Here is a 23,170-nt window from a genome sequence, read left to right on the forward strand (position 1 = left end):
TTTTCTTATCCAAATTATAGACGACAAATGTGAAACCTTTATGAAATTCAATATTCTAAAGTGATTGTTATCTAAAAATCTAACTGTTGAGATGAGAACTCCAATTAAATAATAACTCTAAAGGACTATCGTAAAAAAATACGTTTCATGATTGACTTCACCTCTTTTTCTCCCATAAATCGTCTCTCGTCAATAGCATTTACCCTCGGCATTTGATATAATTTTTCTCAGAGGTATTTTTATTTATGAAGAAACAAGCTTTTAGTTCTGAACAGTATTTGAATCTGCAACGCGACCATATTTTGGATCGCATTAACCAGTTTGACGGCAAGCTCTACTTGGAGTTTGGTGGTAAGATGTTGGAAGATTTCCACGCTGCCCGCGTCCTTCCTGGTTATGAACCTGACAATAAAATCAAGCTCCTTCAAGAGCTCAAAGATCAGGTCGAAGTGGTTATTGCTATTAATGCCAGCAATATCGAGCATTCTAAGGCTCGTGGTGACCTTGGCATTTCCTACGACCAAGAGGTGCTTCGTCTGATTGATAAATTCAACGAGCTCAATATCTATGTGGGTTCTGTTGTTATTACACAGTATTCTGGTCAACCTGCAGCCGATGCTTTCCGTAACCAATTGGAAAAAAATGGCATCACGTCTTACATCCACTACCCTATCAAGGGCTACCCAACGGATATGAACCATATCATTTCACCTGAGGGTATGGGGAAAAACGATTATATCAAGACTAGCCGTAACCTTATCGTCGTTACTGCTCCTGGTCCTGGTTCTGGTAAATTGGCGACATGTATGTCTAACATGTACCACGACCAAATCAATGGTATCAAGTCAGGTTATGCTAAATTTGAAACCTTCCCAGTTTGGAATTTGCCGCTTCATCACCCAGTTAACTTGGCCTATGAAGCTGCCACTGCAGACCTTGATGATGTCAATATGATTGACCCATTCCACTTGGAAACTTATGGCAAGACTACGGTAAACTACAACCGTGACATCGAGATTTTCCCAGTCCTCAAACGTATGCTTGAGCGTATCCTTGGTGAGTCTCCTTATGCTTCACCTACGGATATGGGTGTTAACATGGTTGGTTTTGCCATTACGGATGATGAGGCTGCCAAAGAAGCTTCTAAACAAGAAATCATCCGTCGCTACTATCAAACTGTACTTGATTTCAAAAATGAACGTGTTCCTGAGACTGCTGTCAAGAAAATTGAGTTGCTCATGAATGATCTTGGTATTACTCCTGAAGATCGCCAAGTGGTCGTTGCAGCACGCGCTAAGGCTGAAGAAACAGGTGGTTCTGCTCTTGCCCTCGAATTGCCAAATGGTCAAATCGTCACTGGTAAAAATTCAGAACTCTTTGGTCCAACTGCGGCTGCTTTAATCAACGCTATCAAGACTTCTGCAGGTATTGATAAGGATACTAAACTTATCGAGCCTGAGGTGGTTAAACCTATCCAAGGTCTGAAAATTGACCATTTAGGTAGCCGTAACCCTCGCCTCCACTCAAACGAAATCCTCATTGCCTTGGCCATCACAGCTGCTAACAATGCGGATGCAGCGCGTGCCATGGAGGAACTTGGTAACCTCAAGGGTTCTGAAGCCCACTCAACTATCATCCTTACTGATGAAGATAAAAATGTTCTCCGTAAGCTTGGTATCAATGTGACCTTCGACCCTTACTATCAATACGACAAATTGTATCGTAAATAATAAATCACTAGAAACATCAAAGACCTCAGTTTTACTAACTGGGGTCTTTTAGAATTGAATCTAATTTGAGAAAGAAAAAAGGGAAACTCTATCGAGTTCCCTTTTTGATAACCCACTCTTTCGTCTCGACCCGTTCCCAATGAAAAGGGAGTGGCCTAGCATTATTATGAAAAAGTGAGTTAAAGGTATCAAACAGAGGGCTAAGCCACTCCCGATTCTAATCAGCCTACGATTTCTAACTTGAGAAAAGGTAAGCTAAAAAGCAAAATTATAGTAGATAGGACTGCAACAAGTGGGAGGTAACGGCCTCCAACAAGATAGAGTAACAATGGCGCTATCGCTATAAAGCGATTTAGAAAATTGCTAGTAACACGGACAGTTTGCCCGTCCTCCACCGTAATGGTGTTAGACTTGTAACCCAATTTTCCGACACTCAAACGAGCTTTTGACGATGGTAGGGAAACGCTCACGTCTTCCACTCCAGAAACTGTCCCCACAAGACTACTGTCTACGCGAATAGGACTCTTTCTAGCTACCTTGCTCGCTTCTATTGTAATACTAGCCACTAGTCATCTCCTTTTCCTATCTTTTCATTTATAGTATACACCTTTTGAAACGCTTACACAAGGGAAATGACTGTTAAATCAAGATTTCTTGAAAATGTTTTATGTTTTCAAAAGTTCTTAGGTGCCTTGATTACTATAATAATCTTAGCTTTTTATTACTAAAAATAAAATTTTTATAGGCTATTTTTGACGAACAGTTTTTTATAAGGCATAATGTAACAATATCGTTTACAACTAATTAGTAATATTTCGGTATGGAAAGAAGGTTACATGAAATCATATAAAGGAATTCTTCTACTAATTGCAAGTCTGGGTCTGACGGTCTATGCTTGGCTAGCAACAGGCATGACAAACTTCGTCGCTCCTGGTCTAGCTTTAACCACCCTATCATGAACTTTTATGTTGGCAACACGATCACGACTATTGGAAAAACTCTTTAACGGGATTGAGAGCATGTACGCTGTCCACAAGTTTCTTGCCATCTTATCCGTTATTCTCCTTGTCTTCCACAACATCGGTATGGGGAGTCTATGGGGGTCTCGTCTAGCTGGTCAGCTAGGAAACCTTGGCATTTATACTTTCTTGACTATTGTGGTTCTGGCCTTTCTTGGTAAACGTCTCAAATATGAAACTTGGCGTTGGCTTCATCGTTTGGTTTACTTGGCATATATTTTTGGTCTCTCCCACGTCTACTTAATTTTAGGACAAGTATTGACTAAGCCAAGTCTCTTATCCTTGGTAGTGGGGGTCTTCGCTATTCTTGGTTTAAGCTCAGGATTTTATATCATCTTCCTCTACCAAATTTTCGGCTTTAAGAATCGTGGGAAGATTGTGGGCTTAGAACGTATAAACCATGACACAACCGAAATAGCCATTAGGTTAACACATCCAATGGATTATCAGTTTGGTCAATTTGCCTTTATTAAGACCCTTCAAGCTGGTTTTGAAAAGGCACCCCACCCTTTCTCTATCTCAGGTGGACATGGTAATATTATCTACTTTACCGTTAAGGCCTCAGGTGATCATACCAAACAAATCTACAAGAAGCTTAGAGTCGGAAGCCCTGTAGCTATCGACCGTGCCTATGGTCACATGTTGCTAGATCAAGGTCGTGACAAGCAAGTTTGGATTGCAGGTGGTATCGGCATCACCCCTTTCATTTCCTATATCCGTGAAAATCCTGTCCTTGATAGGGATGTCGACTTCTACTACGCCTATACAGGTGAGCAGAACGCTGTCTATCTGGAGATGTTGACTGCATATGCTACAAAAAATAGAAATTTCAAACTTCACACTATTAATAGTCAAGTGGATGGTTATCTGGACTTCACTGACTATCCTCTCACTGATGACACAACTGTCTTTATGTGTGGTCCAGTAAAAATGATGGAAGCATTTGCTAAAACCTTTACAGCAAACAATCCAAGGGCTGAACTCGTTTATGAGGGCTTCAGTTTTAAATAAGATAAGATTAAAAAGACTCAGCCTTGCTGAGCCTTTTATCGTTTGTTTCTATAACTCCTACTCTTCTTCTGGGTAGGTCAAACCCCAGTCTTTGCGGAGTTGTGTCATGAGGTCCATGACATCTCGGCTGTAATTGAGGTAGGTATGATCATCCTCGCCTGCAACGGCTGCTTCCATATCGAGAACTTCATACTGAAGGGCTTTAGCGGTTTCTCCTGCTTCGATGACTTCTTGTGAGCCATCTTCCGTATAGGTGATGACCGCCTTTTGCCCACGTGGGTATTCATAAAGTTCGATATAGCCCTTGTCATAGGCGATAGTACCACGTTTAGGTTGTTTAGCATGAAGACTCAGGGTTACAGTCGCCATTTCCCCTTCTGCATTGGCAAGGAGAATACCCGCTTGTTCATCAACACCAGTTGGAGCTAATTTGACCTGTGAAACCATCTCTGTCGGTTGTGAGGTCATAAACCAACGCACGAAAGATAGGGCATAGACACCGATATCAAGTAGGGCACCACCAGCTAGATTACGATTGAAAAAGCGGTTGGTCATGTCATATTCTTTGTAAGAACCGAAGTTCATCTGGATGAACTTGAGAGGCCCTAGCTTACCACTTTCCACGATTTCAGATAGTTTTCGATAGATAGGCATATGGAAAATAGTCATGGCTTCTGCCAGTTTGACATGATTTTCTTCGGCGAGCTGGATAGCTTCTGCCAATTCCTCACTATTTAAGGTGATAGATTTTTCACAGAGGACGTGTTTACCTGCTGCGAGTGCCTTGCGAAGAAAATTGATATGCGTATTGTGAGGCGTTGAAATGTAGATAATATCCACTTCAGGATCTTTAAACACTTCATCAATCTCTTTATAAACCTTTTCAATACCATATGTCTCAGCAAAGGCCACTCCCTTATCATAGGTACGATTTGCAACGGAATAGAGTTTACCACCTAGAGCCTCTAAAGCCTGTGCCAACTCATTGGCAATAACACCCGTCCCAAGAGTAGCCCATTTATACTTAATTTGATTTGTCATAGTTTTCCTTTATTCTATTTTTGAATGGTTAATTCATTTATCTGTGATAAGATTTCAACTTCACTCGCTCCTGCCTGAAGCAAGGCTGATGCCGCATAGGCCCCCTCAATGAGAGGTACCTGCTGAATAAGGATTTCCTTGTCTGAAAATTCTTCAACCATCTCCAAATTCATGCGAGCACTGCCCAGATCATAAAAGGCCAAGAGACGGTTAGCAGGCTGACTATCCACTGCTACTTGAACATGGTCAAAACTAGAACCCAAGCCACCATCTTCAAGACCACCTGTAGCCGTCAGAGGAATATCTGGCGCAACTTCACGAATCAGACTCACCAAACCTTTAGCGATATCAGCAGAGTGGGATACAATCACAATTCCAAGTTCTGGCATGTCCTATTCCTCCGCTTCTAGTAGGGCTTTGAAGAGTAAGCCAGACGAATAGGAACCTGGGTCAATGTGACCAATTGAACGCTCACCGACATAAGAGGCACGCCCCTTTGTAGCCGCAACTTCCTTGGTTGAAAGAACAGCTTGGTCAATGACATCATTGGTTAGTTGACCTTGTTTGACAGCTTCAACAACCGGATGCCAAACATCCACCATGGTCTTTTCACCAGCTTGTGCATGGCCTCGTTTTTTAATCATCTCGAGACCTGCCTCAAGTACTCCTGCCAAATCCTGTCCAGCTTGTTCAGCCTTCATCATGCCCATAAAGGCAGACCCATAAAGCGGACCTGAGGCACCACCAACCTTGCTAATCAAGGCCATTGAGACTGCCTTAAACACTTCTGCTGCACTTTGTGGTTCCGTGCTCTTAATAGCTTCAACGGCTGCTGCCATACCACGCGCCAAGTTAGCACCATGATCACCATCTCCAATAGGACCGTCTAATTCAGACAAGTGGTCTTTTTCTGCTTCAACTTTTTGGTCAAAGCCTTGCATCCATTTTACTGCAACTGTTTTATCCATAATATACCTAATTTCTAGTTCTCACGTCAGACTACCAAGCAATAGTCTTAACTGGACTCTCCAAAGCCTCAAGCCAAGTCTCATCTTCAATCTTCATCAGAGTCAATGAGAGGCCTGCCATATCAATAGATGTCATGTAATTACCTAATTTTTTATATGCCACATCTAGTCCGGCATCTCCAAGAATGCTTGCTACATCATTAGCAAAGACATACTGCTCCATGAGAGGTGTCGCACCCATACCATTGATGAGAAGGGCATAGCGTTCACCTAACTTAGCCTCAAAGGCTTCAAGGAGCTTCCCTGTCAATTCTTCAGCTAACTGTCGAGAAGGTTGCATAGACTCCTTGCGATAGCCTGGTTCACCATGGATACCAATACCGTACTCTATTTCATCCTCTGCTAGGACAAAACCAGGTTTACCAACCTCAGGAACCGTCGCACCACTAAGGGCCAAACCAATGGTGTGGATATTAGGAACAATCTTGTCAGCCAAGTCTTTGATTTCAGCCAGAGACTTACCTTCGCGAGCCGCATGACCTAGAATCTTATGCACGAAAATAGTACCTGCAACCCCACGACGACCTTGAGTATAGAGGCTATTTTCCACAGCAATATCGTCGTCCACAACAACACTGGCAACTTCGATACCTTCCATCTCAGCCAATTCTTGAGCCATCTCAAAATTCATGATGTCCCCAGAATAATTTTTAACAATCATGAAGACACCAGCCCCTTGATCTGCTTCCTTGATGGCTTCCAAAATTTGATCAGGTGTTGGTGATGTGAACACTGCACCTGCGATGGCTGCTGAAAGCATACCATCACCTACAAAGCCAGCATGGGCTGGCTCATGACCACTTCCACCACCAGAAATGAGACCAACTTGACCAGCAGCCTGCTCATTTCTTACAATGATGTCAAAGCCGTCAACACGATGCACCAAATCACTGTGAACATAAACCAAACCATCTAGCATCTCTGTCACAACATTTTCAGGTTTATTGATAATTTTTTTCATGGAATTGCCTCCTTTTCAAAGGTATCATCTATTTGCACTTACATTTGTTCCCTTCTTTAATTGCTAAGACCTCTATAAATAAAGGACTGCAAGGCTTTTTAGGAAAGGTAGCGTAAAAACATGTAAACGCATACATTTTATAATTTAATTGTAGCATTTGCCTCTACCAATAGCAAGGCAAAAGGCAAGCCCCCCATTTTCCTGCCCCCTATCATTAAGTAGAAGAAAAATCTCATAGAAAGTTCTATTTTAGTCGTCAAAGCTATTGAAAAACCACCATTCAAGCCTTATAATGGAATGACGAATTAAGCGATAAGGAGGTTCAAATGACCATCGATTTTCCAAGAGAGACAGAAATAGAAACCAAAAATGAAATGGATGCCGTCCTTCAGGCAGGCCGTGTCCTGATGGAGAGCGGTGCTGAGATTTACCGTATCGAGGACACCATGGGACACATGGCCAAGTCTCTTGGTATCAGAGACTTCTCCACTTATGTGGTCAATCGAGGAGTCATGATTTCTGGACTCAACCGCTCAGGTCTTAAAGAGTCTCGTGTCCTAGCTACCTCAGTCCCGTCTATCCATCTAGGTAAACTAGAGGAAGTAAACCGCCTGTCTCGTGAACTGGCAGAACAGCCAAATCAGCCTGTTTCTAGCATTTTCCAAAAGCTGAAAACCATTGAGCAGAAGACTTTCTATCGTCCTTTAGAGGATATTATAGCCTGTGTCATTGGTGCAGGGAGCTTCTCGCTAGCCCTTGGAAGTAGCTGGATTGATGGAACTGCTGCGGCTATATCGGGACTTTTTGTGGGGATTGGTATGCAGCTCTTTTCTCGTTTTATTCATACCAGTTTCTTGCAGATTATCCTCTCTAGTGCCATTGCTGCTTTATCAGCCAATGTTCTCTACTATCTAGGAATCGGCCAACATCGTAGTGTGATTATTCTGGGAACCTTGATGATTTTGATTCCTGGGGCCTACTTTGTTAATGCCATACGAGAATTCACCCAGAACAACTACTATAGTGGTCTGGCCCTGATGCTGTCTGGGGTCTCCACTTGTCTGTCTATCTCTGTCGGTGTTCTTGCCATGATTTCACTTCTTCCCTTTGCGGAACAATTATCAGGCATGTTCTCAACACCATCTACCTCATGGCAGGAGGTCTTGATTCAAACCTTCATGGCAGGACTGGGGACAGCAGCCTTCTCCGTGCTTTACCGAGTGCCCAAGAAATACTTCTTAGACCTCGGAACCCTAGGTGCAGGCTCATGGCTCCTCTACCTCTTGATTTGGAACAATACCCATCACGAGGTCCTTGCCATCCTCTTTCCTGCCCTTCTGGTCACTTTCACCTCACGCTTCTTGGCCCACTACCGTAGATGCCCAGCTACAGTCTTCCTAGCCTCAAGCATGTTCCCACTCATTCCAGGGATGAGCTTCTACCGTGCGGTCTACTTCCTCTTGATTGGAAATTCTCACCTAGGCCTAAGCTTCCTACGGGCTTGTTTCCTGGCTTCATTTACCATCGCCATCGCCGTCAGTTTGACACAACAAATCCCTAGCCGTTATTTTGTAGTAGGGAAGAAGAAATAAATTGTTAAAAGCCATTGGTATTGTATGCCAGTGGCTTTTTTTGGTGGCGTTCTAAAATCAGTGAATAGCATATTATGAATATCAAAAATACCCTACTCAAGGATCTATCCGCTGCTAACTTAAAGCAAATACATCATTAACACTCTTTAATGAAAGTTCATCATTCATATACTATCAGTTTTGTTTAGAGTAGAGTTGGAAAGAGTTTATACAAAAATAAAAACGCTTACACAATTCTTTGATTTTATTAAAATGTGATGATAAACTTGATATGTAAGTAATAGAACCATAATACTAACTTAATTTTACTCATGAGTTAACCATATCCTTGCTACTATTATTTAGTTTTATGAAAGGAGCATTATCATGGAAAAGAAAGTATACTTTAAACTTCACAAAGTAAAAAAGCAATGGGTAACCATTGCAGTAACTGGTCTAGCTCTAGGACTTAGTTTTGCAAGCTTGGGCTATGTGTCCGCAGCTGAACAGACTCACTCCACCTCAGAACCAACGGTTGAAAACAGCATAGAAGAAAATGCAACCGATGTCATAAGCCCGTCAACTAATGAAGTCACTACTAAACCAGAGGAAAACAAATCTTTAGTCACAACAAATTCAAGTGAAATCATCACTGAAACTACTTCTACTGAATCTAAACAAAGTGTCACTGATGCAGCTACTTCAGACATAGGTACTTCTGAAATTAACTCTCAACAAGCTCTTCGTTCGGAAGTCTCTACTGTTACTAGCAGTGAAGTCGTAAGCTCTGAAACATCACATTCTGAAACAAATGCAGCCCATGAAGTAGAAGAAAGTCCCGTAATATCCGGCGGTCATTACACTAGCGATGATCAGGGCAACTGGTACTATATTAAGGATGGGAAAGCACTTACTGGTATGCAAAATATTGATAATGTGAATGTCTACTTCGATGCCGATGGTAAGCAAGTCAAAGGAGACACCCGTCACGTTAATGGAGCAACATATCACTTTGAGAAAGATAGCGGACAACTTACTCGCAATGCTTTTGCATCTGATAAGAATGGAAATTGGTACTACTTAGGCCAAGATGGGAAAGCACTTATCGGTAAACAAGTTATTGACAATATTACACTCTACTTTTACCCTAATGGTGTTCAAGCTAAAGATGCCTTTGTCATCCTAGATGGAAATTCCTATTATTTTCAAAAAAATACTGGCCAATTGGTTCGTGACCGTTTTTGGTCGGATGACGACGGCAACTGGTACTATAGTGATAAAGAAGGGAAACTTCTAACAGGCGAACAGACTATAGATGGCTTCGACATGTATTTCTACCCAGACGGTGTTCAGGCCAAGGGTGAAATCGTTACAATAGGTATCGAACCCTATTACTTTGATAAGGATAGTGGTCATAAGGTTATAAATACCGACATCACTATTAATGGAAAAACTTACCACGCAGAAGCTAATGGACTTTTGATTGAAACTGAGCAGAAACTTCCACGACTTCCACTTGTTTCTGGTGGCCATTTCCAAGAGGATTCCTCAGGGAACTGGTATTATTACACCGCAACAGGAGAGAAACTAAGAGGATGGCAAAATGTAGATGGAGTAACTCTTTACTTTGATGAAGAAGGTCGTCAAGCGAAAGATGGCGAAAGAATCATAGACGGCTTCCATTACTATTTTAGTCACTATTCAGGTGCTGTAAAAACCAACTATTGGCATACTTGGTCTATTGAAATCAGAAGATGGGAACCATTTGCAAAAACGTATAACATCTATTATGGTTCTGATGGTCGACGTTACTATGGATGGCATCGAGTTGGCGATCAACTTTATTATTTTGATCATACTGGTCGAGTTGAAAATGCTCTTACTACCTTCAAAGGACAAGACTACCTCTTTGATAATCATGGAAAATTGGTAAAAGATGCCTTTTATATTCATTCATTACGTGTCTTTGTTGGAACTTCAAATACTAGCTATCGCTCCAACAAATTTGGCCAAGTATTAACCGGAGAGCATCACATTAATGGTGATGACTACTATTTTTCAAATTCTGGTTCAGCAATCACTGGTATAGTCACAAAAGGAGGCAAGGACTATTACTATTTTGAAGGCAAACTTCTGAAAAACTATCTCGGACCTTTACTCGTACGTCAGAATCTGGATTATGATGCATACTACTCTGGCATCGTAGGTACAGATAAAGATGGGGTTTTACTTACTGGTGTTAGCACTGCAAATAATGGTAAACTCTATTATTTTGAAAATAAAAGTGATATTCCAAAAATGTTTGCAGTTACAACACCTACTTGGAAAACGATTGATGGTAAGCTATACCACTTAGAGCCTAGCATAAACAGAACTTACAAGCATGGTGGAAGAAGTTATACTAATACCGTCAGGGAAGAAGTAGACATTATTAACCACGGAGTACGAACAAAGACCGATAAGATTAAACGTATTATTGGTGATGATTTTGGTAATCTATACTATCTTGATGAAAACAATGATTTTTACATCGGACATCTACTTCCAGAAAATACAGATTTAACTAAAATTGAAGAAACTGTAATTCAAAGTGACAATAAATTCTATGCTTTCAATAGAACAAGTTCGCTTTCCGAAACTTCCCCTCTTACAGTTTCCAAGACCTTAGTTTACAATAAAAAAGCCTACCTCATTGATGATAAAGGAGTAGCGACCGAAACTAAACTAACAAATCGTTTCGAACACGATGATGCATGGAATTGGTACTACTTTGATAACGAGGGGAAAGCTGTCACCGGACTCCATTCAATAGATAATGTCACTCTATACTTTGATAAAGAGGGCAAACAAGCTAAGGGACGACTTGTTGAAATTGACGGTCAAACACATTATTTCGATAGAGACAGCGGAGCTATGTGGACTAACCGAACACTTGAACTTAATGGTATTCGTTATGTCATTGACCAAAATGGTTATGTAACTATGAACAAACCTGGACAATTTATTCAAGATAAAGATGGTGATTGGGCTTATATTAAAGAAAATGGACAGTTAGCCACTGGACTTCAAATTATTAATCATCAAAAATACTACTTTGATTCAACTGGAAAACAAGCCAAAGGAAAACGACTTCTGCTTGATGGAAAGTACTATTTCTTCGATAACGATACTGGTGCTATGTTCGTAAATAAATTCCATGAAACAGGCGATTACTTTTCTAAAAAATATACTTATTTTGGCGAGGATGGAAGCCAGATATTTGGTTGGGCAACTATTGACGGTAAACGTGTTTATTTTAAAGAAGATGGCTACCAAGTTCGAAATGATAGACACAAGATAGGTGATTTCGATTATTTCTTCAAAAAAGACGGTAGTATGCTTTCTGATGATTTTGACGGCGACTACAAATACTATTATGCTGATAAGGACGGTCATCTACAGTTCGGATGGGTTACTCATAATAATGAAACCTACTATATTAGTCCACCATGGGGAGCTGAAAACCGAACATATCTACAAAATATCAATGAAAAGACCTATCTTTTGGGCCCTAAAGGACGACTTCTAAGGAATACAGCTACAGACACCTCGACCTCTTGGAATGGTTTCTGTATCTCTGATGAGAATGGAGTTGTAAAAACAGGTGTCATTCGGTTAGAAGATAATAGACTTTATTATTTCAACCCTGAAATTTATATGACTACTCCTTTTAGTGGCGAATGGAAAGAGTTTGATGGTAAACTCTATCATTTTGAAAAGCCGATATCAGTTAGTCCAGAGTCAAAAGGTTCTCCAATTACCACTAACACTACGCTTGAAAAAGATGGAAAAACCTATATTATTGACGAAAATGGCGTAGCTACAGAGAAAAAGGATTAATATCAAACTAACAACTGTAAGAATTTGAAAAATACCTCATTTTTGCCAAAATGTATCCAAAAACACCAGAAATCATTTTTTCTGGTGTTTTCTTTTTGTTTTCTAAAACCTAGTAAGGCTACCGGCAAAATCTCTATCATCAATCTACTTCAAGTCAAAATATTTCTTAACATCTTTAGCATAGCCATAATGTTGATTTAAACGCTCGAGCAAGTCTTTGTTATGACCTGGATAAGTGTCATTTCTTCGTAACTCTTGATAAAGCTCGATATAGGACAACTGTTTGTCTTTGGCTAACTGCAACTCTGCCTCATAATTATAGGCAATCTTTCGAAATTGGAGATTAGTAACACCATCTTCTTCGACATCGACTATGGCATACTGAGCTCTATGATTTTGCAGGGGTGACCAGTCAAAATAAGGCATACCAATCGTACCAGGATTAAGGATTTGTTGTCCCTTACTACCATAACGAAGCAATTGCTTATGCACATGACCGTAAATTGCCATATCTGTTTGATCATCTAACAACTGATCAAAATGACTGGTATCATTAGCTGGACGTAACTCACCTCCGTAGTTTTTCTCCGGTAAGTGATGCGTCAGAGAAAAACGAATCCCATTGACTTCCTTTTTCACAACCAGAGGCAGAGAACGTATCCAATCAACATATTTAGGATCCATCTCTTCCATCAACTACTGGGTAAGTCGCAAGAGCTGAACTTCTTGAGGATTCTCCAGACCATACTCCCCATCCAAAGCTTCCAAAACGCAATCATCCCAATTTCCTCTAACAGTGGCTGTTATGGGAATTGAAGACAGAAGTTCAAAGAGTTCATTTCTACCTGGGCCAGGTAACAAAATATCTCCCATTAACCAATATTCTGTTGCACCCAACTCTTGTGCATCCTTAATAACTGTCTCAAGAGCTGTTGTATTCCCATGAATATCTGACAAAATTGCAATACGATGTTTCATCTATACTCCTTTACTGATGGTCTACTAGGTTGAAACCAGTACAACATCAACTATTCTTCCTCATCATCACCCTCATACAAACATGCCACCAAGCGTTCAAAGGGCTCTATATACTCCCAATACTCAAAAGGGAGATTTGAAATCTTACTTAGATCATTATCATCAAAATGATACACGAGATGGCGTAGTATTTGATTTTCAATATAATGGATATCTCTCAGCTCCTCGAGACTGATTGTATCCAGTTCTATGATGTAGTGACACAAATCATCAAGCGCCTTTACGTCAAATTTTTTCTCCTCGTGTAGGAAGTAGAGAAAGCTCTGATTCTCACCTCTTTTATTATCTTCTATCAGATTCCTTTTATGCTTCATTCTTGAATCCTTTCCTTAATAGCAACATTATAACACTAGAAAATGATTCCCAAAAGCGACAACATAAAAAGAGAACCTGGGATGTTTCCATTCCAAATTCTCTTCTTGTTGATTTACAAAGTGGTAAGCCTCTTTACCACAAACTAATACGTTTGCTTGGTGCCAAGTACATAGCATCGCCTTCCTTGATTTGAGGGTAGGCCTCATAAAACTCAGGAAGGTTTTTAAGTTGTTGGTTAACACGCAACTCATTTGGTGCGTGGACGTCTTGTACCATGGTATATTTATTGTACTGTAGGCTGGCCTTTTGTTTCCAGATATCTGCGTAGTTCTCAAAGTAATCCTTGAGATTAGGTTTTGTCATTTCTGTTTTGAGCACTTGGAGTGTGGATGAAAGACCACCAGCATCTGCGACATTCTCAGTGACTGTGAGTTTTCCATTTACCTTAGTCCCGTAAATTTCCAAACCATTCCACTGGTCTTCAAAGGCTTTGATTCTCTTGTCGAAAGCTTTAGTATCTGCTTTTGTCCACCAGTTATGCATGTCACCGTTCTCATCATAGTCGGCACCATTGGAGTCAAAGGCATGGGTAATTTCATGTCCAATCACGACACCGATACCACCATAGTTCTTTTCAGTACTTTGGTTTTTGTCATAAAACGGCGCTTGCAAAATGCCAGCTGGGAAGTTGATGCTATTGCTTTCTGGGTTGTAATAGGCATTGATATCAAAAGCAGAACCAGACCATTTATTCTTATCAATAGGCTCATCAAAATGGTCAATGGTATAACGTTTTCCGAACTGGGCAATGTCTTCTGACAACTCAAAGAAGGACTTGTTAGGGTCAAGATGTAATTCTTTGGTTCCAGGATCCACATCTTCCTGATAACCTACAAAAACCTTCATTTTATCCAACTTTTCGATGGCCTTGTTACGTGTTTCTTCCGTCAACCAATCATTCTGTTGGAGACGGCCACGATAGACATTTTTGATTTTATCAAACATGCCTGTCACATCAGTCTTGGCTTCCTCACCAAAGTATTTACGTCCATAATAGACACTCATGACATCACTAAACAGATTGACACTCATCTCGTAAACCGTATCTTCCTTAGAAATTGGCTTCTGTGTGCCCATAATAGCTATGCTAATCGATTGAAAATTTAAGCGGTAATCTTCTGTTAGAGAATTTGACGCTGCCATAGCTTCTTGCACCAACATCCATGATTTTATTTTAGAAAAATTGTCCTGATTAACGACCTTACTATAATTCTCAAAATACTTGGTATTAGGGACATTGATGGTTTCTAAATCACGTCCCATAATGCCTTTGATGACATCATATAATTTGAAGGAACCTGAGTAGGCATTAATCTCTTCTGCCGTTTTAGGATGAACCAAATTCTTACTCTCAGACATCTCTTCGTTACTGAGACTATACTTAGCAATGATTTCGTCGAACTCCAGTGCTTCTTTGACAATGCGTTTACTATTTTTTTCACTATATCCAAGCATTTCCAAGGCTTTTTTCGTGGCTGTTTCGATTGGAGTTAAATATTGTTTCTTGCTCGACTCATCTTTATAAATAGACACATCTGGCAATAAGATGCTTGGAGGGCTCAATTGGATTTGTTTCTGACTGGTATTCTCTGCGTTAGTTCCTACGTCATAACCAAATGGAATAGGAATCCCTTTATCAGTTAAGCTAGCAGATTTATTGGCCAAATCATTTAGATCCTTGATATCCTCAATTTCTTTTAGATAAGGTTTGAGAGGTTCTAGTCCATCTTTCTCACGCTGCTTGTAATCACTAGCAGCCTTGTAGAAAGTGATAAACTCAGACATCCCCGTAATGTCTGAAGATTCCTTTCCTTCCCCTAAATTTTTGATATCCTTCTTTAGCTTCCCTTTGACATCTTCATCTAATGTATAAAAACTATCAATGCTTGGAGAATCAACAGGAATTTTTGCTTTTAGGAGCCATTCCTTGTTGACAGCCTGATAAAAATTTGAGGCTACCGTAGCATTCTTGTCAATCGGTGTCTCTTGTGGGACAAAGGTTTTATAGGCCCAAAAACCACCTCCTGCAAGAGCCAAGGCCAAGACTCCCGTTATGGAACCAAGAATAATTTTCTTACGCTTTTTCATAGATACTCCTTAGAAAATTAGATTAATATACTTGTATTATATCATTAGAACACCGATTTTAGCAAGATGTTTTTGGGAGACAAAAAGAAGTAATCAGCCGATTACTTCTCTGTATTTTCTTACACTGCTAAAATTAAATATCATGACACTCAAGATAAGAACAATAAAAAATCAACTAAATCCAACTTAGCAGGTTGAATTTAGTTGATCTTTTTGGTCATTTTACTAATCATCACAAGCAGATAAATCATTTAAAAGACAAACTGCCGAGTGATGTTAATCCTATTGCTAGATTAATGTTACGCTCTGATTTTTCTTGGAATTCTGTGAGAGTCTTACTCAAGTCACTCACTCCTGAACTCAGTGAAATCCCTTTAGAAAGATTGCGGACTGCTAGAACTTGAATAGCTCTGCATAATTCTGCAAGAAGTTCATCATTATCCTTCTTTCCAACTTCTATTTCATTTTTAAACGTTACGAGCAATTCTCTCTCATTTTCAGTTGTTTCTGGATTTACAATAAGATTATAGATAGTGTTTAAGATATCCGTAATTTGCGTGTTATTGCTTTTTGTCAACTAAATTACCTCCAATAATCTGTAGCAAGATAAGGTCGAGCAAGTGAATTAAATTGGTTAATTTTTGTATTGTCATGAGCACCGACCTCCTTCAATAGTTCGCTGTGACATCATTATACACATCTAGCATATCAAATTCAAGAGCAAAAATATCTTTCTGCCATATACTGTCCAATATATGACACAAACGGACAAAAAAGTAATCAGACGATTACTTTCTTAAACTGCGAAAATTGGGTAACAAGATACTCAAGATAAGAACTATAAAAATGCCTAAAACCATAATTGTAGTATAGGGGTTAAAGCATAGGCTGATTAGTAGGACAAGACTCATCGCAACCATTAGATAACCTAACTTTCTCGCTACTGACTTACTGCTCTCACTATGATTTTTTGTAGCTAGTCCAAGACTTTTAGGAAGATAATTTCCTATTACTAGAAAAATGAGTGCTACTAACCAAATCACAGTCAATCGAACTTGAACATGACCTCCTAAGGCAATAGTCAATATGAGACCTTGAATGACGACCGAAAAAATTGGGATAAGCCATAACATAAACTCTTTTAAGAATGGAATGGTTATTTGTTTAAAGAATGAAAAACAGAGATTATATATGATTGACGCAAGAAAAGGTAGGGCTACTATTGCTAGATTGCGGTTCATAAAGCCATTGGCTTGCTCTTCGACATTAAAGTGGATTGCAATCTGATTTGGTAGTTGTTTGTAAAAGACTAGTCCGACAATAACCGGTGTAAGTATCACTATATTACCAATGACTCTTTGCATATTATTTTTCATCTTCTTTTCCTCCAAGTGATTGAATCCAAGTTAAAATTTCTTCAAAAACGGTCAAGTTCAAACTATAGTAGATAAAATTCTTCTGCTTTTCTTCTTCAATAAGTCCCGCTTTTTTCAAGGTAGACAAATGATGAGAAACTGTTGCGGGAGCTAAGTCAAACTGCTGGCTGATTTCACCTGCAGACTTGGGCCCAGACTTTAGATAGTCTAAAATTTCTCTCCTCACAGGGGCAGAGATGGCTTTTAAGGTTTCAGATAAGCCCATGAGTTTCCTCCTTTTTCCAAATTTGGCGTGTCACAAGTCCGACACCTAGCATATAAATAGCTAACATGACTTCGATTAATAAGATATTTCTGACTATCCCTTGTTGATAAGCACCTGCCAAAAAATCGATGGTAGCATGAAGTAATATCGCCCCAAAATAGAATGAAAGCTTATGCTTAGTGACTGCTAGAAAATCCCAAGCTGTAAGCAAGACTTGTAATACCAAAGCAACTAGTCTTTCAAAGAGAGACATGATCACAACAAAGCCAGTTAATTGGTTGACCTGACTCACAAGAAGTGAAGGTAACTGACTGCCCTGACCTGAATGGATGGCCTGTAAAACAATGATGTAAGTGAGTAACCCCATCACTCCAAGCAAGATAAATTCACTAAGACCATGTCCAAAACCGTAGGCTACAATATCAGACGTCATCAACCTTCTTTTCTTTGCAAGGACCTTAAACACCACATAGCGTGTTGTTTCTTCGACAAGGCCAGCCATAAGTCCTCCATAAATAATGGTCAACCATTTAGAAGAGTGAGCAAGACCAGAAAGAGCCACAGCATTGATAGGTCCTTCAATCATCATGACAGGTAAGGCAAAACCAATCAGACCTACTAAAAAGAGCTTGATTGAAAATTGCCATTTTTTCTTCAGAACGATAAAACTTATGATGGCGATAACTAACATGGCAAGAATTGTCATAAAAAGGAATGTTTCCATTTGATTTATCCTTTCCTTGATACGGAGCATCAGTACGACTTAAGTCAGAATACCTATTTCTATACTTTTCGAAATAGATTCTACGCTTTTCCTAAACCACTGTCAAGGATATTTCGAAGAAAATCGAAATAGAGATACAAAAAAAGACCGTTTTCACGATCTTTCTTCTTGAGAATTTTCCCTCATTCTCGGCTGTGTGTTCTCTAGTCAGTTATATGGGCTACTACTGCTTATCTTCCTGGGACATATTCACCAGTGTTGGCATCGTAGTAACGACGTTGGCCATTGACTGTGACGTAGGCACCTTTAACTTGGCGACCTGATTGGTCAAAGTAAAGGTGTTGGCCATTGATGACTTGTTCCCCTGTCACGGCATAGCCATCTGCTCCGAAGTAAGACCAGACGTTTGGCTCAATTTGAGCAAAGCGGTTGGTTACAGGTTGACCGTCGTTTTCGTCATAGTACTTGTAACGACTGCCGACCTTAACGGCTTTGCCCTTGTATTGGATCCCATTTTGGTCAAAGTAGTATTCCTTGCCATTGATAGTCCACTTGCCTTTAAGGGCTTGGCCATCAGTATTGAAGTAAGACCATTGGTTTGGTGCAATCTCAGCAAAGCTGCTTGTGACAAGAGCTCCGCTGTGGGCATCATAGTAATAAGTCTTACCATCTTCAACAATGGTTTTACCCTTGACTTGGATACCATTTTTATCAAAGTACTTAAGGTATCCATGATCAGCACGAACTTGGCCGATTGCCAGTGAACCGTCTTGTTTGAAGTACATCCACTGGTCATCACCTACTTGGAGGTAGCGTCCGCTAGCAAGAATACCTGATTCTGGCTCATAGTAATACTTGATGCCATTTTCTTCAATAATTTCACCCTTAGCTTGGCTACCATCTTCCTTGAAGTAATAGAGGTGACCATCAATGTATTGACGACCTGTCACACGGTTACCTTCTTTATCAAAGTAGTTCCAGGCCTTAGTTGCTGGGTTATAGACAAAGATGCTACGTCCGATTTCGCCTGCTGGGGTGATGTAGCGAGCCTTACCATTTTCAAAGATAATAGAATCTGCACGATTGCTGTAGGCCGTACCGACACTACCATCTTGGTTAAAGTAATAAGTCTTACCGTCAATGACACGTGAACCTGTCACAGTGTTACCATCAGCATCGAAGTAATAACGCTTGCCTGTGCTGCTATCAGTCGCAAAGACATTTCGTTCCATATCACCTGTTTGGGCAGCATAGTAATGCAATTTGCCATCATCGGTACGGACAATGCGATCCTTAGCCTGAAGACCAGTTTCACGGTCAAAGTAGAAATGGTGACCACTCCAATGAAGGTTACCCACTACCATGGTTCCTTGTGTTGTAAAGGCACGGACTTGCTTACGTTTATCATCAAAATCAACGAAGGCATTCTTAACCATAGCACCGTCTAGACCGTAATAGTAAGTATAACCGTTGTTGGCACGACGAAGGGCGTTACGCAATTGGATACCATTATCAAAGAAATAGTAATCTTTGCTGTTGATAGTTTGAGCACCCTTGGTCATCTTACCGTCACCACCGAAGTAATACCAGTTACCGTTACCGTCTTGAACAAATTCATTCTTGATGACTTGGTTATCACGAAGGAAGTAAACATCTTGTCCACGACGTTGGAAGACTTGAGTGCTTGTGATGGCACCTGTGTCACGAAGTGGTGTTGGCAAGAGTTGGCCGTTGGCTGAAGTATTAAAGTACTGGTTGGTCTTGTCATCACGAAGGACAAAGTTGATGCCTCGTCCAAGGATGTTAGTTCCGTTGAAGTACTTAGCAGACCATTTGGTAATCTTTTCATTCGTAGGCAATTGCTTACCATTTGAGATTTGCACACGGTTGAAAATAGATGGGTACTTAGCTTTCAGCTCATCAAGGAAGGCACCACCGTACTTGCCTTGATAGTCTGTGCCATCTGTGCGGGTATTTGCCACATAGGCTTGGTCCACAATTTGATAACCTTGTTGGTGATAACCGTAGCCGTTAACACGTGTGGCATTAACTACTTCTTTTCCTGGAAGGTTATAAATTTGGTCTGGCACCCAGTCAGCAATGGCTTGAATACCATCTTTGTGGAGAGCACGAAGGACATTAAGGAGGTCCTCAAGTGAGCCATACTTGTTATTTTGACTCAAGGCCATGTCATAACGGTCATCAAAGGCATAACCATTGTCAATTGTTGAATCAAGGAAGGTACCATCCTTACTTGAAACGTACTGTGGTGGAAGTCCAACAGACGTAACACCCCAAGCTTTGAGCAAATTAGTGTTCTTAGCCAAGACACGGTTCATATAGAGTTCTGGCTGATCGTCCGCAAAAGCTTGGAAGTTTGAGAAGGCTTCATACATGACTTGCGAATCAAGGGCTGCTGAAGACTTGTAAACTTGACCATCTCTATTGGCACGGTTACTTGGCTGTGTACGTGCGTCTTGGTTAGCCTTAGCCCCGACTGGTACCCAGACACCGAGGTAACCTGATACTTGCACATTTTCCACACCAAAAATATCGTTGGCATTGAAGGTCAAGTTCCCATTCCAGTCCGTACGTTTAAGAAGGTTTTTATGCACATCAGAATCGTTGAGGTAGGTTGCTATACCATCTTTTGTTGTCAAAAGTAATGGGCGATAAAGCTGATTACGGTGAGCTCTACCCATGTTCATCGTTACGGTTTCATTGCTACCCAATCGGAAATCATAGTTGTTGGTCATGATGACACCCATCCCTTGCGTACGGGTTTCAGCAGTTCCCCAATCAGTTCTGTTATTGGCACCTTTACCATAACGAACTGATGTCAAGAGGCCGTCATTTCCGACTTTCTTCACTTCCATGTCTTGACCACCAGCTACATACTTGATACGGGCACGCAAAAGGGTATCGATGGCATCAAAGTAAGGCGTCTTCTTGGCCATGTAGTGACCATCCTCACGGTAGAGGTCTCCATAATAAACACGTGTTACAGAGTCCTTGTTGGTCAACATGAGGGCATAGACAGATGGCAAGTTGTAAGACGCATAAGTCTTGTGAGCTGTATTGATATCCGCATTGTAAATCTCGAAGGCCTTCTTGATTTCATCACGGGTGAAATTGTAACCAAACAGATTTGGGTTGATACGATCACGGATGATACGTTGGATAATGGTTTGCGCTTCCGTATCGTGGGCACGGGTGAAAATATAGTTGGCCATACGTTCACCGTTCTTATCGTTAGCACCTCGTGGATTCAAACTACTATTCATAAAAGCAGTCATGTCCCCAAGCTGCATACGTGTATTTTTATCACGCATCAAAAGGTTGGTAAGAGCATTACGAAGGGCATTATCAATCGGCAGTTGTGCCCCTTTAGTATCCTTGTTGTAGTATGGGTCGTTGGCAGACCACGCTTCCAAGTATGACAAGTGTTTGATCGCATTAGCTTCGGACTTGTCAACACCATAGGCTGCTTTGAAGTAATCTGAAGCGATTTGGAGAAGGTCAGCATCCACATTGTCCAAGGCATCGACACGCAAACCGTCAAAGTTGGCTGTTGGGTCATTGGCCATGATGCTTCCGATATTCATCATAAAGTGGAGCCAGTTAAGTTGCTCCGCCTGAACAGCTGGGTTTGAGTTATCAATATCGTTGGCAAGCAAGAACTCAAGACCACCGATAGAATTGTCCTTGAAGTACTTACGTGTACCCGTCTGGTTAGTAGGTGTGCGGTTAAGTAGACGATAATCAGAGTTGGCGTAGCTAGTACGGTTACCAGTATCACCCTTACTGTTGTTAAAGAGCAACTGTCCACCTTGCAAGTGGTCGTATGAACTATTTTCAGTGCTACTATTCCAACCTGGCTGAGTCTTGATAAATTGATTAATACTTGTACTCAACCACTTGGTATTGCCTTCACGCGCAATACGCTCTTCAATCTTAGTCTGAACCGCTTTAGCAGCTAGATTTAGACTTTCCTGGCTAGAGTTGGTTGAAAATGATCCCGCACCAAGACCTTGATTTTGCATGTAGTTTAGGTAGTTAACCTGAGTCGATTTGTCAGGCCACCAAACCATCAAGAGTGGACGTTTGTCCGCTTCAGTTGAAGCTGTCCAAGTCTTACCATCCTTGAGAATACTCTTTGGACGGTACCAAGCATCCGCAGTGATGAAGGTGTCGAGTTGGTCCAAAGATTTGTTATCGTTTTTGTAGAGCTGATTTCCAGATGAAAAATCTACGGTCGCCTTGATAGGTTTAGTTGAAAATTCATCCTGTGACTTGGTCGTAAGAGCCCCTGTTTCGGCATCAAAGTAATATGACTTACCATCTTGCTCAAAGACGAAGTTCTTACGCACACTACCGTCACTATTGACATAGTATTGTTTGCCGTTAATCCATTGGATACCAGTCGCTGTATTGGTATTGGCTTCACGAGTTTCTGCCAAGGCACGACGACTACGTGTACGAGCTTCTGTATTTGCCGTATCAGTTGTTGCTGCACGGTCTGTAGTAGCTGTTGCAGTCGCATTATTTGTATCTGTCGTTGTAGCACTCGTATCAACTGCAGCTGCTTGCACATTTGTACTTGGTGCTGCTTGACCTGAGTTAGTATCAACTGTCGCTGTGTTTGCAGCAGGTGCCGCTGCCCTATCTGTAACATCGGTTGTCGTGCTAGTCGCATCTGCGACAGGAATAGCCACGCTCGCAGTATTAGCATCTGCTGAGATAGTTGGTGCTACTGTAGTTGCTGCATCATTAGTTGTAGCTGGCGTTTCTTGAAGCAGATTCTGACTGCTATCACCCGACTGATTCGCAGGATTTTGCTCATCGGCCTGAACCTGTTGATCCGCCAACAAAGTTCCACCAGCAACAGTAACCATTGAGAGTGCTGTCACCCCAATAGTCACCCAATTCTTCTTCACTTTATGCATTTTAAAGCGTACTTTTTGTTCCATAATATTTACCTTTTTCCCTTATATTACTTCTATCATAAGCTATTTGACAAGGGAATACAATTACACAACTATAATGTCAGCTTAATGTATCTAC

At 40.8% G+C, this 23,170-nt stretch carries 15 protein-coding genes and 2 pseudogenes; 4 read left to right on the forward strand and 13 right to left on the reverse strand.

Features of this window, described 5'->3' with window-relative positions; translation table 11 throughout:
- Positions 1–245 precede the first annotated feature (245 nt).
- Complete coding sequence (locus LG375_RS02980) at positions 246–1,730, forward strand: DUF1846 domain-containing protein (RefSeq protein ID WP_060971999.1); 1,485 nt, start codon at positions 246–248, stop codon at positions 1,728–1,730.
- Between the two features lie 221 nt (positions 1,731–1,951).
- On the opposite strand, the gene LG375_RS02985 is transcribed toward LG375_RS02980, so the two are convergent.
- On the reverse strand, positions 1,952–2,296 hold the full coding sequence (locus tag LG375_RS02985; protein ID WP_002885337.1) for a hypothetical protein: 345 nt from the start codon (positions 2,294–2,296) through the stop codon (positions 1,952–1,954).
- Between the two features lie 270 nt (positions 2,297–2,566).
- Here LG375_RS02985 and LG375_RS02990 point away from each other — a divergent pair.
- Positions 2,567–3,760 (forward strand): annotated as a pseudogene (locus tag LG375_RS02990) (ferric reductase-like transmembrane domain-containing protein).
- Between the two features lie 57 nt (positions 3,761–3,817).
- Here LG375_RS02990 and LG375_RS02995 read toward each other — a convergent pair.
- The 4 genes from LG375_RS02995 to dhaK are packed head-to-tail and all read right to left on the reverse strand — an operon-like array spanning position 3,818 to position 6,790.
- Positions 3,818–4,801, reverse strand: a complete 984-nt coding sequence (locus LG375_RS02995; RefSeq protein WP_225745247.1) for a Gfo/Idh/MocA family protein — start codon at positions 4,799–4,801, stop codon at positions 3,818–3,820.
- A gap of 14 nt (positions 4,802–4,815) precedes the next feature.
- Entirely contained in the window at positions 4,816–5,190 is a 375-nt protein-coding gene (gene dhaM, locus LG375_RS03000; RefSeq protein ID WP_013990335.1) for a dihydroxyacetone kinase phosphoryl donor subunit DhaM, read from the reverse strand.
- A gap of 3 nt (positions 5,191–5,193) precedes the next feature.
- Positions 5,194–5,769 (reverse strand): dihydroxyacetone kinase subunit DhaL, encoded by a 576-nt coding sequence (gene dhaL, locus LG375_RS03005; RefSeq protein WP_155213201.1) that lies wholly within the window; start codon positions 5,767–5,769, stop codon positions 5,194–5,196.
- A 31-nt stretch (positions 5,770–5,800) separates the two neighbouring features.
- Positions 5,801–6,790, reverse strand: coding sequence for a dihydroxyacetone kinase subunit DhaK (gene dhaK / locus LG375_RS03010; RefSeq protein ID WP_225745248.1), 990 nt, complete (start codon positions 6,788–6,790; stop codon positions 5,801–5,803).
- A gap of 326 nt (positions 6,791–7,116) precedes the next feature.
- Between dhaK and LG375_RS03015 the strand changes: the two genes are divergently transcribed.
- Complete coding sequence (locus tag LG375_RS03015) at positions 7,117–8,382, forward strand: threonine/serine ThrE exporter family protein (protein WP_225745249.1); 1,266 nt, start codon at positions 7,117–7,119, stop codon at positions 8,380–8,382.
- Between the two features lie 366 nt (positions 8,383–8,748).
- A complete protein-coding gene (locus LG375_RS03020; RefSeq protein WP_225745250.1) occupies positions 8,749–12,240 on the forward strand; it encodes a KxYKxGKxW signal peptide domain-containing protein in 3,492 nt (1,163 codons plus the stop codon).
- A gap of 144 nt (positions 12,241–12,384) precedes the next feature.
- On the opposite strand, the pseudogene LG375_RS03025 reads toward LG375_RS03020, so the two are convergent.
- The 8 genes and pseudogenes from LG375_RS03025 to LG375_RS03060 all read right to left on the reverse strand — a co-directional run bounded on the left by LG375_RS03025 (position 12,385) and on the right by LG375_RS03060 (position 23,076).
- Positions 12,385–13,218, reverse strand: a pseudogene (locus LG375_RS03025) (metallophosphoesterase family protein).
- 50 nt (positions 13,219–13,268) lie between these two features.
- A complete protein-coding gene (locus tag LG375_RS03030; protein WP_225745251.1) occupies positions 13,269–13,592 on the reverse strand; it encodes a hypothetical protein in 324 nt (107 codons plus the stop codon).
- Between the two features lie 133 nt (positions 13,593–13,725).
- Positions 13,726–15,741: a M13 family metallopeptidase gene (locus LG375_RS03035; protein ID WP_225745252.1), complete on the reverse strand. Its 2,016-nt coding sequence runs from the start codon at positions 15,739–15,741 to the stop codon at positions 13,726–13,728.
- A 247-nt stretch (positions 15,742–15,988) separates the two neighbouring features.
- A complete protein-coding gene (locus LG375_RS03040; RefSeq protein ID WP_149561414.1) occupies positions 15,989–16,318 on the reverse strand; it encodes a bacteriocin immunity protein in 330 nt (109 codons plus the stop codon).
- A gap of 211 nt (positions 16,319–16,529) precedes the next feature.
- Entirely contained in the window at positions 16,530–17,117 is a 588-nt protein-coding gene (locus tag LG375_RS03045) for a DUF1648 domain-containing protein (RefSeq protein WP_225745253.1), read from the reverse strand.
- Positions 17,107–17,382 (reverse strand): autorepressor SdpR family transcription factor, encoded by a 276-nt coding sequence (locus LG375_RS03050; RefSeq protein ID WP_045768468.1) that lies wholly within the window; start codon positions 17,380–17,382, stop codon positions 17,107–17,109. Before LG375_RS03050 ends, LG375_RS03045 begins: the two co-directional genes overlap by 11 nt.
- Complete coding sequence (locus LG375_RS03055; protein ID WP_225745254.1) at positions 17,369–18,106, reverse strand: YhfC family glutamic-type intramembrane protease; 738 nt, start codon at positions 18,104–18,106, stop codon at positions 17,369–17,371. Before LG375_RS03055 ends, LG375_RS03050 begins: the two co-directional genes overlap by 14 nt.
- Before the next feature lie 230 nt (positions 18,107–18,336).
- Positions 18,337–23,076, reverse strand: a complete 4,740-nt coding sequence (locus LG375_RS03060; protein ID WP_225745255.1) for a glycoside hydrolase family 70 protein — start codon at positions 23,074–23,076, stop codon at positions 18,337–18,339.
- Positions 23,077–23,170: the final 94 nt, after the last annotated feature.

The sequence above is a fragment of the Streptococcus sp. Marseille-Q3604 genome, from assembly GCF_916619785.1.
Lineage (GTDB): Bacteria > Bacillota > Bacilli > Lactobacillales > Streptococcaceae > Streptococcus.

What these genes read in the sequence shown, in the direction of transcription:
- LG375_RS02995 (WP_225745247.1), bottom strand. Translation starts at nt 4,801, where the DNA reads ATGACAAATCAAATTAAGTATAAATGGGCTACTCTTGGGACGGGTGTT.
- LG375_RS03055 (WP_225745254.1), bottom strand. Translation starts at nt 18,106, where the DNA reads ATGGAAACATTCCTTTTTATGACAATTCTTGCCATGTTAGTTATCGCC.
- LG375_RS03045 (WP_225745253.1), bottom strand. Translation starts at nt 17,117, where the DNA reads ATGAAAAATAATATGCAAAGAGTCATTGGTAATATAGTGATACTTACA.
- dhaK (WP_225745248.1), bottom strand. Translation starts at nt 6,790, where the DNA reads ATGAAAAAAATTATCAATAAACCTGAAAATGTTGTGACAGAGATGCTA.
- LG375_RS03035 (WP_225745252.1), bottom strand. Translation starts at nt 15,741, where the DNA reads ATGAAAAAGCGTAAGAAAATTATTCTTGGTTCCATAACGGGAGTCTTG.
- LG375_RS03020 (WP_225745250.1), top strand. Translation starts at nt 8,749, where the DNA reads ATGGAAAAGAAAGTATACTTTAAACTTCACAAAGTAAAAAAGCAATGG.
- dhaM (WP_013990335.1), bottom strand. Translation starts at nt 5,190, where the DNA reads ATGCCAGAACTTGGAATTGTGATTGTATCCCACTCTGCTGATATCGCT.
- LG375_RS03015 (WP_225745249.1), top strand. Translation starts at nt 7,117, where the DNA reads ATGACCATCGATTTTCCAAGAGAGACAGAAATAGAAACCAAAAATGAA.
- LG375_RS03060 (WP_225745255.1), bottom strand. Translation starts at nt 23,076, where the DNA reads ATGGAACAAAAAGTACGCTTTAAAATGCATAAAGTGAAGAAGAATTGG.
- LG375_RS03030 (WP_225745251.1), bottom strand. Translation starts at nt 13,592, where the DNA reads ATGAAGCATAAAAGGAATCTGATAGAAGATAATAAAAGAGGTGAGAAT.
- dhaL (WP_155213201.1), bottom strand. Translation starts at nt 5,769, where the DNA reads ATGGATAAAACAGTTGCAGTAAAATGGATGCAAGGCTTTGACCAAAAA.
- LG375_RS02980 (WP_060971999.1), top strand. Translation starts at nt 246, where the DNA reads ATGAAGAAACAAGCTTTTAGTTCTGAACAGTATTTGAATCTGCAACGC.
- LG375_RS03050 (WP_045768468.1), bottom strand. Translation starts at nt 17,382, where the DNA reads ATGGGCTTATCTGAAACCTTAAAAGCCATCTCTGCCCCTGTGAGGAGA.